Below are 13,629 nucleotides of genomic sequence, written 5' to 3' on the forward strand. Positions count from 1 at the left end.
CCGTGATGAAACCCATGTCCCACAATATCTGCTTGACAAGCATTACTACCGTAAGCATGGTAAGAACGCTTACTATGGTCAAAACAATGTCAAGTCAAAGTCACACGCGGAACACGAATAATTAGTTACCAAATATCGAAGAGGATCTGCCTTGGCAGGTTCTCTTTTTTAGAATAAACTAAAAGATATAGATGAAGTAGAGATAGATAGGGGTGAATAACATGATTAACAATTACTTTTTTGACTTTGATAAGACGTTAGCCGACAGTGGCGAGTCTTCAGTGATTGCTACTAAAGAGGCGTTTAAATCCATGAATTTGACCGTTCCGGACTCTGATACAATTTCAGGGTATATTGGTATCCCAGCCAAAATATCCTTTAAAAAGATGGCTAAAGAGCCATTAACTGACGATCAAATCGTAAAGTTAACTAATAAGTTCTTATCAATCTACGCCGAGGTAGAGGATGCAAATACAAAACTATTCCCCGGAATATTAGATATGCTGTCACAACTAAAAGCCACTGACAAAAAGTTATATGTGGTATCGAGCAAGAAAACCGATGAGTTAGACAGGAACTTAAGGCATTTGAATATTCGATCATATTTCGATGACATTGTCGGCTATGATTTGGTAACCAACTATAAGCCTGCTCCTGATGGCATTATATTGCTTCTCAAAAAGTATGATCTAAAGAAAGATGAGAGCATGATGATTGGGGATGCTAAGTACGATATTCAAATGGGTAAATCTGCGGGTGTAAGGACTTGTGGAGCTCTCTGGGGAGCATTTGATGTGGATAGCTTAACGAATCAGGTACCTACTTATTTAGTTGATCAACCCGTACGTATTGTGTCATTAGCATGAATGGAATTATTAACTCACAAATCCGATTTAATATGTACTGTTGTATTTGTGACGTTAATTCTTGATAAGAATATTTTGACAAGAAATGTTTGGTCCGAATCTGCTTGAATTAGCAAATTCGGATTTTTTTAGACTCAATTGTGATACGGATAACAAGCTAAATGTTCATTAAATTGATTCATACCGGATCAGATTAACATAAAACGGACATAATTATCATATAACACTCTATAAAAGCGTTTACATAAGATATATTCTGTATATGAATTTAAATTAGTTGATACTCAGATATGCAATATGACAATTACAACGTCTAAGTAACAATTAATTATCAGTTATTTGATAAAACAAGTTAAAGAGAGGGATTGTGTTATGAATACTTTTTTGGTTATTGATATTGGTACTTCAAGCATGCGAGGAATTCTTTTTGATATAAGGGGGAAACGACTGTTTAAGGATCAATTAACGTATCAACCTGAATATTTTAAAGATGGTGGTGTTTTACAAGACGCGCAAGTATTTTATGATCATTGTTTGAATATAAACAAAAAGTGTGCCGAATATGCTAAAAGCAATGGGTACAAGATTGTTGCAATTTCAATGACATCACAACGATCTTCGCTTATTCCTGCAAAAAATGGGCAACCGACTGATAAGGCGATTATGTGGCAGGATACACGAGTAAATAAACTTGTTAAGGTTTATTCAGCTTATAACGAATTCTTTGTTAAGAGATCCGGCAGTCGATTAAATGCGGTATATCTTGGGGCAAAAATTAGTTGGCTGAAACATAATAAACCAGATGTATATGATCAATCTGATAAAATGTTCAACATTCCTTCCTATTTGATTTATCACATGACCGGAGAGGCTTCAACCGATACAACATATGGAAGTCGAACCAATCTAATGAATATTAAAACTTTGGATTGGGATACGGAATTGTTGAAAATTTTAGATATTAACCGTGATAAGCTACCTAAGATTGTCAAGCCTGGCGAGGTCTGTGGAAAGATTACTAAAGATTACGCCAAGCTTACAGGGCTTCCAGAAGGGACTCCATTAGTTTCTGCTGGTGGGGATCAGCAATGCGCAGCAATGGGTGAAGGTTTGTTGAACAACGATGCAGTATCAATCAATACTGGAACTGGTGGTTACATTATTAAAAATATCGATGAACTTCCAGAAGTGTTAACCGATCATTTAATTTATAACTGTTCATCAGTTCCTAACAAGTATATTTTAGAAATCGATTTACTTGCATGTTCTTCAATTCTAAATTGGTTTATCAAAAACTTTTATGGAGATCTCAAGGGTAATTACGACCAAGTGAATGAAGATCTAAAGAGTTGCTATGATCAAAATATTAATGTTACTGCTCTTCCATATCCTAAAGGAAAGTCTGTGAACACAAACGACACTCGTATTAGGGCGGCATTTACTAATATTGGTCTTTCAACAACTAAGCCAGATATGCTGTATGGATTGATGACAAGTTTGTTCGTTGAAATTAATGATGGTATTGATATTTTAAGATCGTATGGTCCAATATCGTCTGTAATCATTGGAGGTGGGTTAACAAATAGTAAGATTATGAATCAAATGCAAGCTGATGCTTACAACTTAAGAATTCATAAATCTCCTGTAACTGAATCCACTGCGATCGGAGCGCTAATTTCAGTACTGGTAAACCAAGGGGTTTATCCAACATTTGAAGATGCTTATCGAAATGTTGTGCATGGAGAGTCTGAAAGCTATTCTCCAAATAAAGACAATGTTGAACTGTTTATGGAACTTAATGAACGGAAGCAAGAACTTTATTCAGCATTAAAAGGGACCAAAGCTGGATATTACAAAGTTGATAAGAATCAGTTTAAGGAAGATGATAAGGTAGAAAAACAAAGCCATCATAAAATTACCATATAATCATAAAATTACCGTATAAAGTCATTGAAAACTAACGTAAAGATTCCATAATGGAGTTGTATTAAAAATTAAAGGAGGTATTTCACAATGTCATCACCAAAGAATATTAAAGAAGTTACACCAGAAGTTTGGGCAAAGAATGTTTTCCCTGAGTGGGGAACGTATTTAAATGAAGAAATCGCAGATATGAAAGTTAAAGAGGGTAGTTTTTCACTGTGGTGGTTAGGATGCATGGGATTTTGGCTCAAAACCCATGAAGGCACGAATTTAGTCGTTGATATGTGGAATGGTACCGGTAAGCATACTCACGGCGATGGGAAGATGCGTATGGGTCATCAAATGATGCGTATGGCCGGTGTGCGTCAACAACAACCAAATCTCCGTAACAAGCCTTACGTTATTGATCCATTTGCTGTTAAGGATGTTGATGCATTACTTGTTACACATACGCATCACGATCACTTGGATATTTACACCGCTGCAGCGGTTAATGAAAATTGCCCGAAAGCAAAATTTATTGGCCCACAAGGTGTTGTCGATGAATGGATCGATTGGGGTATTCCTAAGGAAAAGACAATCGTCGTAAAGCCTAATGATACGGTTACTGTTGGATCTACCAAGATTACTGCTCTTGAGTCATTTGATCGAACAGAATTAGTTACAGAAGATGACCCTAACGTTAAGCTTGAAGGAACCATGCCACAAGATATGTCCAAAATTGCTGTCAATTACTTAATTGAAACATCAGGTGGTAATTTGTACGACGCTGGTGATTCCCACATGTCAAATACATTCACTAAGCACGGTAATGAACATAAAGTTGACGTTGCATTATGTGCATATGGCGACAATCCACGTGGTATCACTGACAAGCTTGATGATTCGCAAGTTCTTAGAATGGCTGAAGATTTAAAGACAAAAGTTGTCATTCCAATGCACTGGGATATTTGGGATAACTTCTATGCTGATCCAAAAGATATTATTCGGCTCTGGGATCTAAAAAAGAATCGGCTTCAATATAAGTTCAAACCGTACGTTTTGCAAGTTGGCGGGCACTTTAACTTCCCTGAAGATAAAGACAAATTCGAGTATATGTATGATCGTGGATTCCATGATGCATTTACTCATAAACCTGATCTGCCATTCCCTGAATTACTTTAATTGGTTTAACAGATTAGCTTGCGTACAAGGAGGAAAAAACTATGGCAAAGCCTATGTTACAGGTTGCTCTAGACACAAAAGATTTACCAACAGCCATTGGAGTCGCACGCCAAGTTGTTGATGTTGTTGATGTTGTTGAAGCAGGAACTTTATTGATTTACGAAGAGGGATTAAGTGCTGTAAGAAACTTACGTGCTTTAGCACCCGATAAGATCATTTTGGCTGATACAAAAACAGCAGATGCTGGCGCCGATGTTGGAGCAGAATGCAAAGAAGCTGGTGCAGATTGGATGACCTGTATCAATGCAGCAACCGTCCCGACAATGAAGTCTGCTCAAAGCAAGATTGAGGTTCAAGTAGAACTCTATAAGAATTGGACAGAAGAACTTGCTCAAGAATGGCTTGACGCAGGCATCGACCAGGTAGTTTATCACCAAAGTCGAGATGCCAAACTTGCCGGACAGACATGGGGTCAAAAAGATCTCGATGAGGTTAAAAAATTAATCAGTATGGGATTTAAAGTATCCGTTACTGGTGGGGTGAAGCCTGAAGTTCTGAAGTTGTTTGAAGGTGTGGATGTTTATACATTTATTGCTGGAAGAGCCATTCATGGTGCAGCTGATCCTCACGCTGCTGCTGTTGAATTTAAGAACGAAATTGACCGAATCTGGGGATAGTTGAATAAGAGATTTAGTCATCCAACAGTTGACAATGAATGGAGGGCTGTTAAAAGCAGTCCTCCATTTTTAGGAAAAGAGCTTATTGACCGGCTATACCATTTGAGGTGACAGTTAATGATCAACAATTACTTTTTTGATTTTGATAAGACTTTGGCAAGTAGTGGCAATGCGTCTGTTTCTGCAACAAAGGAAGCATACAAGTCAATGGGTTTGACGGTTCCCAACACTAATTCCATTCTTAGTTATATGGGAATTCCAGCCGAAATTTCCTTTAAAAAAATGGCTGTTGAAAAATTGGATTCTAAACAAATATTGCAATTAACGGATAAATTTAGATCTATTTATCAAGATGTGGAACTTCAATCCACAAAGCTATACCCAGGGATCTTAGAAATGCTTCAACAGCTGTCACACGAGAAAAAGAATCTTTTTATAGTTTCAAGCAAAAAAACTGATGCTGTTAAACGCAATTTAAAAAATCTCAAGATCATTGGTTTCTTCAATGCTGTTGTTGGGTTTGACATGGTCAAGAATTATAAGCCCGCACCGGATGGAATTTTATTACTAATCGATATATATCATTTGAATAAAGTTGAATCTATTATGGTGGGTGACGCAAAATATGACATTCAAATGGGTCATGCCGCAGGTGTGAAAACTTGTGGTGCATTGTGGGATGCGTTTGATGTTCAAGGTTTAACTAAGGCTCATCCAACATATTTGATCGATCAGCCGAAACAACTTTTAAAGCTTGAATAAGGACTGAATTTTTAATGAAATATATGGGAGGTTAAGGATATGCTGCAGTCGTTTATGAATATATTTACTTCTTTAGGGGATACGGTTGTTGTACCAATAATTATTTTTATCGTTGCTCTCTGCTTGAGGGTTAAAGCCAGGACAGCGATGATGAGTTCACTTCTTGTCGGTGTTGGTTTGACAGGATTTGGATGGATCATTAGTTCATTTACACCAGTCGTTACAAAGATCATTAATCAAATGATCAAAACCACTGGTATTAATCTGCCAGTGGTTGATACTGGGTGGCAAACTAGTGCCTTAGCATCATTCCATTCTACAGTTGGAATTTCATTTTTCATTGTTGGATTGATTCTTGAAATTGTCTTGTTCTTAATTGGTTACACAAAAGTGTTCTTCCCAACAAATCTCTGGCAAAACTGGGGGTTCATGATTTGGGGAACTGTTGCATATGCGGTAACTCATAATTTCTGGTTGTCATTAGGACTCAGTATCTTCTTAATGCTATACATTTTGATGGTTGCCGAGATTCAATCTGATCGTTGGTCTGATTACTACAAGATCAGTAACGGCACCACAGCTGCTTTGCATAATATGGAGAACGCAGTTCCTGCTATTATTCTTGATCCATTATGGAATTTATTCGGACTTAATAAGGTACATCTAACTCCAGAGGCCTTAAAAAAGCGTCTCGGAGTATTCGGTGAGCCAACCTTTATTGGTGCAGTTTTAGGAATTATAATTGGATTACTTGGTAATATTTCAAATCTAGGCAGTCTTTCTGCTTGGGGACAGATATTGACGTTTGGTATTCAGTTAGCTGGTGTTATGACTATTTTCCCACTAGTTGCACATTTGTTTGGTAGTGCTTTCAAACCACTAACAGATGAAATTACTGAGCGTTACATTAAGAAAAATGCTGGTAAAGCTACAGAGAGTGATGCTATCAAGAGCAAAAAGCGTTGGTTCCTTGCGGTTGATGATGGTGTCGGTTATGGAGAATCTGCTACAATTATTTCCGGCGTAATTCTTATTCCTATCGTTGTGGTTTTAGCTTTCATCCTTCCTGGGAACAAGACAATACCTGTTGTTGATTTGGTATCAATTCCATTTATGGTTGAATCGATGGTTGCAGTATATCGTGGGAATATCTTAAAGGTTCTTTGCACTGCAACAATTTGGTTAGGTGCTGGGCTTTATGCTTGTTCATATATGGCACCGATGTACACTGCTTCTGTAGCGCATTTTGGGGTCGTAGCAGCGACTGGGGCAGCTTTGATTGTTAGTTTCAACGTGATGGGTCGTCCTTTAAACGCATTAATATTTGCTGCTTGGATTTCAGAGAATCCTTTGTGGATTGGTTTGACAATTGTTGTCTATGCTTTCTTCCAGATTCTATTGAGAACTAAACGTCCTCAAATTTGGGCATACCTTAAAAAGATGTCAGATAAAAATAAGGTTGATTATGATGATGGCAAGTCTTCAAAAGATACGGTTTCCAAAGGAGCTGTAACGGACAATCAATAGAGGAGTGCAATTTAATTAAGACAGCTCTTATAAATAGATGCAAGCGTTAGGACTGATTTACTACTGCTTGCATCTATTTCGTTGTCGCGACTGAGATTGAGGCTTTACAATTGTTCTTGTATCTGTGGTAAATGATATTGATGCGAGATGATATAATATCATTAAACTACGAACAAGAAGAAATATGTTGTTGCACACTATGAAATTAGCAAAGAGGTACAGGTTGCCATGAAAAACTCGATAAAAAATATTGAAAAGCGTCGAATGGAATTACTACAAATTATTAAAGATCAAGGAACGGCAACTGTACATCAACTTGCGGTTGACGTTGGTGTGTCAGAGATGTCCATTCGACGGGACTGTAGAGTATTAGAAAAGATGGGAAAGATTAAAGTATCATTTGGACATGTTGCTTATCATGACCAAAACGATGACCAAGCGGATATGCCTCAAATAAGTCATATTAATGATAAGATATCTCAAGCAGCCGTTAGTTATGTTGATGACGATCAAATGATTTTTATCAACTCAAGTAGAACGGCAATTAAAGTTTTGGATCATATTGAAGATAAGCGGGTTAACATCTTAACTAATAATTTACTAGCAGTTGGGAAAACGATAAATAGCCAGTCAAATCTGGTTCTGAGTGGTGGTGAAATGCGTTCAGGTTCACGAATATTAACTGGTGATATTGCTCTTGAGTCTTTTCGGAATATTCGTGCTTCAATCAGTATGATTGGTTGTGCCGGTCTTGATTTGAAACATGGGCTAACAACCACGAATATTCACGAAGCTCAAATTAATCGTTTAATCATTAAAAACTGTCAAAAGTTAGTTGTATTAGCCAACTATACAAAAATCAATAAGGTAGCTAATTTTGCTATTGGTGACTTAGATGATATCGATGTCTTAATAACTGATATATACGCGGATGATAACTGTATTAAGCGAATCAGAAATCAAGGTGTAGAAGTAATTCAAGTTCCAGTATGACTTTTTTCTAAGATAATTTGTTTGAACTTGAGACTCTTCAATTGTTGAATTGACAACGATTGAGGAGTCTTTTTGTTTGCCAGAGCAAATAATCTTTGAAAATTATTGAACAAAGCCTTGACGTTACGAAAGAAAACGCATACAATCATAATTGTAGAAAATGGTTAAGCGGTTAAGTAAGAAAAAATAAAATTAACTAATAATCATTTTTGCTGATATAGGCCTATATATCAAGCGTTCGACCTCATTTTGCACTCATTGTTCACTGAGTAACATTAGCTATAATGTTAACCGTTTAACGGAAACTACGGCAGCTGATGAAGCTCTGATTTGTTTCTAGGAGGATTTGAAAAATGTTATTTGTAAACCTCAAGGACTTTGATGCTTCTGATTATTCGAGAATATTGGAGGCGGTTAATTTCCTCAACACGACTGACCTAACTAAAACTCCGTTAGGACGAAGTCATCAATCTGGTGAATCATTTTATTGCCAAACTTTGGAATATCAGACGGAAGATATTAATAACTTCCAGTTTGAAATTCATGAAAAGCGCTTGGATTTACACTACATCGTTAGTGGGGAAGAACAGATTGACGTATCTCCTGATACCGCATTTGTCCCTGTCACTGAGTACAATCCGGATCGTGATATTCAGTATGTTAAGGAACCAAGCCATTATAATAAAGTCATTTTGCATGCTGGAGATTTTGTACTGATCGGGATGCATGAACCGCATCGGACAAATGGAATGGTTGATGGAAAGTCAGCAGATGTTAGAAAAATTGTTCTGAAGTTAGGGAAAGAATAGGAAGCAAATATAGGGAGGCTTAATCATGGAAGATCATATGAAAGCGATATCCAGCAAATGGACTGGAAAACAAATGATGATCTTAGCCGGAATCTGGCTAGCGTTTTTAATTAGTTTTATTACTCGATTGTCTTGGTCGACAATTATGCCATCAGCAATCGATTCACTGCACTTCACGGTTCAACAAGGTAACACTTACGTTACTGCATTCTACATTGGTTACGCGATTACCGTGTTGCCTGGTGGTATGTTGGCAGATAAGTTCGGATACCGGAAAATGCTGTTGGCGGCGGTTTTAGGTAACTTGATTGTTATGACTGCCATGGTATTCATGCATGGATACTGGGACGGATTAATTCTTCGTTTCGCATTGGGACTTGTAAGTGGGCCTGATCTGTCAGCATGTTTGGGAATCATTACTGAATGGTTCGATGTCAAGAAGCGGGCAACCGCAACTGGAATTTTCAATACCTGTACTTCATTTGGTCTGACAGTTATTAACCTTTATGCACCAACTGTTTTGGTTCATTATGGTTGGAGAGCCGCTTTAGGAGTTACTGCATTCTTCCCATTAGCTGCATTTATATTCTCCTACTTTGCCCTAAAGGGTAAGCCGCCTTTCCCACAACAGTTTGTTATCCGTGAGAAGAACGGTAAAGTTGAGACTGAAACTGCAATGATGCGTTTGAAGAAAGCCATCAACAACCGAAGCGTTTGGATGTTAGCAATCACCGGATTGTTTGCAACTGGTGCAAAATGGGGCGTTACCAACTGGGCTAACTTGTTCATTGTTAAGAGTCTCCACTTTGACTTAGTCACAGCTGGTAAAGCAATGTCTCTCTTTGGAGTCACATCTGTTATTTCTATGATCGTTGCTGGTTGGATTTCTGATCATTCAAAATGGTCACGGCATGCATGGGCCGCAATCTTCATGGCCATCTTTACACCAACGATTGTTGGATTTGCCTTCATTCCGCATGGAAGCTTTGGTTGGCTGTACTTCTGGACCGGAGCCATGGGTGTAGGTGCCTTCATGTTTAGTACCATTACCAACAACTTATCTGTTGAAGTTGCTCCAGCAGACCAGCGTGGTACCGTTTCAGGATTCATCAATGCATTTAACCAGGTTGGCTCCTTCATTGCACCGGTTATTCTTGGACAAATCCTGGCAGCTACAAGCAGTTATGTTACATCGTACCTGATCATCGCTGCATTCCCACTGATTGCCGTGGTTGCATTGATGTTCGTACGTGAATCTGATGCAAATCAGGTTGTAGAACCCGTCACTAATTCAGAAGAAAAATAAAGGGAGAGACTTAATCATGGAATTTGGAAATAGTAAAGATCATAAATACAACGCAGTTATTCAGGAACGGATTCAAACTGCACTTGACTGGCTGGATGCTCGTTCAACCGAAGAGCTCTTAGCTGAACCAATTGGCAACAAAGAAATCGCTGAAGGTGTTGAACTTCGATTCCAATCATATGACACCCGTGAATATGCCACTATGAATTATGAAACTCATCGTGAGCACATTGATATTCATTACATGATCAAGGGTGCTGAATGGGTACGCTGGGCAGATGCCGGTACAGCCGATCCTGTCAGCGAATATGATCCAGAGGTAGAAATTCAATTCTTTGGTCACCCAAAGACACCGCATGGGAAAGCATTGTTGACTGACCGTCATTATGCAATCTTCTATCCGGCTGACTTACATGCTGCTCATGGAGTAGTTGATGGTAAAGTAAGTCATAACCGCAAGCTCTGTGTCAAAATTTCTACAAAAGTAAATTAGATCACTTTCACTAATTGACTCTTAAACAGCAAATATCCAATTGACGGGCAATCTGATTGATCTGATGATCAAAACATGGTTGCCCGTTTTATATTGGAGTGATGTTGGAAAGCTCTGTGCTTTTTATACGGAATTGTTTTATAATCATTGAAGTAGTTTTTATCACGAATAAAAGAGAATGAAATGTTGGAGGAAAAGTTGTGGAAAAGCTCACAATTAAAGATATTGCGCGGTTGGCGGACGTCTCCACGGCTACGGTCTCAAATTACTTAAACGGTAATTATTCAAGAATGTCGGAGAAAACACGAAAAAGATTATCTGACATGATTCGAGAGACAAACTATGTACCGAGTAGTGTTGCCAGAGGATTAGCCACCAATAATAACAAAACAATTGGCGTATCGGTCGCCGATATTACTAATCCATTCACATCGACTGTCCTTTCGGGAATCTATGATGCATGTGGGAAGCTGGGATATACGGTTGTGTTTACTAATGCCAGCAGTGACTCTCAAATTGAGATTGACAATGTTAATAAGCTGAAGCACCAAGAAGTATCAGGACTGATCATTGATCCAGTCGATGCAGAAAATGCAATTTTTAAGACACTGAATAATGATTCCACTGTTATGATTGACCGTCAGGCTGCTGCTGTTCGTATTGATTCAATCGTTACCGACAACTTTAACGCTGTTAGTCAATTTATCGGAGACATGAAAAAAAGCGGCTATGCTGATGAAGATCTATATTTCATCAGTTGGCCACTTCAAAATGTAAGTACGCGAATGGAACGTTATCGAGGATTTAAATCTGCGACAGGGATTACAGATGACAGCCATCTTATTTTGGTTGATGATGTCGGTGATAACGAATACTTTGTCAGTCAAATCAAGCAAATCATGAATAAAAAGCGAAATGGCAAAGTTGGATTCTTTACCATGAATGGACGGGTTCTCCTGCATCTCCTAAAGGCGATGCAGAAGCTTGGCTATCGTTACCCTGACGACGTTGGAATTGGCTCATATGAGGATTTGGATTGGATGGAGATCATTCAACCTGGTATCAGCTGTATTCATCAGGATTCATTTAATTTGGGAGTTAATGCCGTTAATACTTTGGTTCATAAGCTACAGGATGAGAAGACTAAGCATTTTGTGCCTCAGTTGATTGAGGTTCCTACTATGATTAAGAAGCGCGGATCTTATTGATCGGCGCTTTTTTGACTGTCATTTAATCTTGATTATTAAAAAATAATCAAAAGAATCATTCAATATTCCATTTGAATCGTGTGTTATATTAATGGTGGGTGAGGCAAATGTCTAATCACATTATTACAAAAGCACAGCGTTCAAGGAATATGTCGCATATTCACTCAAAAAACACTAAACCGGAAGTTGTGTTAAGAAAGGCACTCTGGCAAAAAGGCGTTAGGTACAGAAAGAATTATAAGCGTCTTCCAGGAAAGCCAGATATTGCGATTACAAGCCACAAGATTGCCATTTTTATTGATGGCGAATTTTGGCATGGGTACAATTGGAAGGTTAATAAAAATCATATTCATACTCACCGAGAATATTGGATACCTAAGATCGAAAAAAATATGGCGAGAGATAAACTCGTTACCGAAAAGCTCCAAAATGAAGGCTGGACAGTTCTTCGGTTTTGGTCAAAAGAGGTTTTGAAAAATACTGATTACTGTGTGGAACTAATTTTATTCAATATGAGAGATGATTAAACAAATGGCTCAATCTTAGGGAAAATCCTATGATTGGGCCATATTACTATTCATCATCAATTTGAGAGAGATCGATCGGATCTTTCTTTATAAAGCTTTCGAAGGAACCGAGTGGAGCAAAATCAATCCAGACATCAGTCTTATTATTTGGATCTTTGTGCCACAATCTGACACTGTCAAATCCTTTTTGTTCAAGGATATCCATCGTTACATGTTGTCTTGGCTTTAATTTTAAGACATCATAAAGCAGCCACTTCCCAAGTGCGGACTGAGGTGCAGTTTCAAGTGCTTTAAATCCTTCCTGACCAACTAATGCATCATAAATTTTTCCATCTGGAAGGTGAAGTTTGAGACTTATTGAACTTTGACCGGTATTCTGCTTGAATGCTTTGTAGTTGGTTATGTCAACATTGTCGTTAAACCAATAAGGATATTTTTCCTTAAATACGGATGGAATTGGAATATAAACTTCGGCTTCGGGTCGGGGAGTATCAGAATTTTTATTTTTTGGTTTTCCAAAGGAGGCATTTATACCGCTTGCTTGCATTACATCTTGACGTTGGTATGAATACAAGGGTAAAAAAATGTCATCTCGTGTTGGTTCTCTGCTTGTGTGTTTGAATTCAGTACTAGCAAAGGCATTTCTTAAAAATTCAAAGGGGTCCTCCATAATCTCAACCGGAATTTTTTCAAGAAGTGTGGAATCATCATTTTCTCCGAATCTCATCCATATCTGGCTGTCGCCAAATGTATATTTGTAATCTTTGATGCCATCAGTAAAAGTTAATGAAGTGTTTGTCATTTTCACTGGATGAACTTTATTCATATCGATCAATGGATAGGCAGTTTCTTGAATTTCCATTTGTCCTTCGTCACGAGTTACATAATGATATATGTTTTGATCATCACTTAATCCTAATCTTCCATAATCAGTGATTAATCGATCGTTTTTAATCTCTGACAATTTATTTGTTAGGTCGTCGGCTTTTTGATTTTGGATATACGGATCTAATTCATTCCGGTACCTTTTTAATTGCATAACTTTTTGGAATGATGGATTACTATTTAACCAGGTTTTAATTCCAATTCCAATTCGATCTTCATCAACCACCGAAAGAATATCATGAGGTGTGTTTCCGATATCAACATTTTCAGAATTAAAGCTGCGTGCATAGATTGTTTCTTGAAATTTCGAATCCAGATATGGTGCTCCCGTTTCGCTTGCCTTCTGGTTGAACATAGCCGAAAGTGAGCCATACATACGCACAAAATCCACATATTTTTTTCTTTGCTCGCTTGAGTATCTTTCCCATATACTCATTTGAAACACCCCATTTGTATATAATGGGGCCGGGACATAAGTCCCGCCGATAA

13 protein-coding genes and 1 pseudogene are annotated in these 13,629 nt (G+C 37.9%); 13 read left to right on the forward strand and 1 reads right to left on the reverse strand.

Translation table 11 applies throughout. The features are described from left to right. The 13 genes and pseudogenes from araD to FD17_RS12310 all read left to right on the forward strand — a co-directional run. A pseudogene (gene araD, locus FD17_RS13220) lies at nt 1-121 on the forward strand (L-ribulose-5-phosphate 4-epimerase); the annotation flags it as partial. 100 nt (nt 122-221) lie between these two features. Continuing rightward, complete coding sequence (locus FD17_RS12255; protein WP_057826466.1) at nt 222-866, forward strand: HAD family hydrolase; 645 nt, start codon at nt 222-224, stop codon at nt 864-866. Between the two features lie 372 nt (nt 867-1,238). Next, a complete protein-coding gene (locus FD17_RS12260; RefSeq protein WP_057826467.1) occupies nt 1,239-2,792 on the forward strand; it encodes an FGGY-family carbohydrate kinase in 1,554 nt (517 codons plus the stop codon). Between the two features lie 87 nt (nt 2,793-2,879). Continuing rightward, complete coding sequence (gene ulaG, locus FD17_RS12265; protein WP_057826468.1) at nt 2,880-3,953, forward strand: L-ascorbate 6-phosphate lactonase; 1,074 nt, start codon at nt 2,880-2,882, stop codon at nt 3,951-3,953. A 41-nt stretch (nt 3,954-3,994) separates the two neighbouring features. Next, nucleotides 3,995-4,630: a 3-keto-L-gulonate-6-phosphate decarboxylase UlaD gene (locus tag FD17_RS12270; protein ID WP_057826469.1), complete on the forward strand. Its 636-nt coding sequence runs from the start codon at nt 3,995-3,997 to the stop codon at nt 4,628-4,630. Between the two features lie 117 nt (nt 4,631-4,747). Beyond that, the gene (locus FD17_RS12275; RefSeq protein ID WP_057826470.1) at nt 4,748-5,392 is read left to right on the forward strand and encodes an HAD family hydrolase; all 645 of its coding nucleotides are present in this window, start codon (nt 4,748-4,750) and stop codon (nt 5,390-5,392) included. A gap of 39 nt (nt 5,393-5,431) precedes the next feature. After that, nucleotides 5,432-6,919 carry a PTS galactitol transporter subunit IIC gene (locus FD17_RS12280; RefSeq protein ID WP_057826471.1) on the forward strand — a complete coding sequence of 496 codons (1,488 nt, stop codon included), beginning with the start codon at nt 5,432-5,434 and terminating at the stop codon, nt 6,917-6,919. A 228-nt stretch (nt 6,920-7,147) separates the two neighbouring features. Beyond that, on the forward strand, nt 7,148-7,912 hold the full coding sequence (locus FD17_RS12285) for a DeoR/GlpR family DNA-binding transcription regulator (RefSeq protein ID WP_057826472.1): 765 nt from the start codon (nt 7,148-7,150) through the stop codon (nt 7,910-7,912). A gap of 353 nt (nt 7,913-8,265) precedes the next feature. Then, nucleotides 8,266-8,721: a NanQ anomerase/TabA/YiaL family protein gene (locus FD17_RS12290; protein WP_082617225.1), complete on the forward strand. Its 456-nt coding sequence runs from the start codon at nt 8,266-8,268 to the stop codon at nt 8,719-8,721. A gap of 25 nt (nt 8,722-8,746) precedes the next feature. Then, entirely contained in the window at nt 8,747-10,027 is a 1,281-nt protein-coding gene (locus FD17_RS12295; RefSeq protein ID WP_057826473.1) for an MFS transporter, read from the forward strand. Between the two features lie 16 nt (nt 10,028-10,043). After that, on the forward strand, nt 10,044-10,520 hold the full coding sequence (locus FD17_RS12300) for a NanQ anomerase/TabA/YiaL family protein (protein WP_057826474.1): 477 nt from the start codon (nt 10,044-10,046) through the stop codon (nt 10,518-10,520). A gap of 200 nt (nt 10,521-10,720) precedes the next feature. Beyond that, entirely contained in the window at nt 10,721-11,728 is a 1,008-nt protein-coding gene (locus FD17_RS12305; RefSeq protein ID WP_057826475.1) for a LacI family DNA-binding transcriptional regulator, read from the forward strand. Between the two features lie 107 nt (nt 11,729-11,835). Further along, nucleotides 11,836-12,255 (forward strand): very short patch repair endonuclease, encoded by a 420-nt coding sequence (locus FD17_RS12310; RefSeq protein WP_057826476.1) that lies wholly within the window; start codon nt 11,836-11,838, stop codon nt 12,253-12,255. A gap of 46 nt (nt 12,256-12,301) precedes the next feature. Here the strand turns inward: FD17_RS12310 and FD17_RS12315 are convergent. After that, nucleotides 12,302-13,629 (reverse strand): hypothetical protein (locus FD17_RS12315; RefSeq protein WP_235803225.1); only part of this gene is annotated, 1,328 nt, incomplete at its 5' end.

This window comes from Lentilactobacillus sunkii DSM 19904 (assembly GCF_001435575.1).
Lineage (GTDB): Bacteria > Bacillota > Bacilli > Lactobacillales > Lactobacillaceae > Lentilactobacillus > Lentilactobacillus sunkii.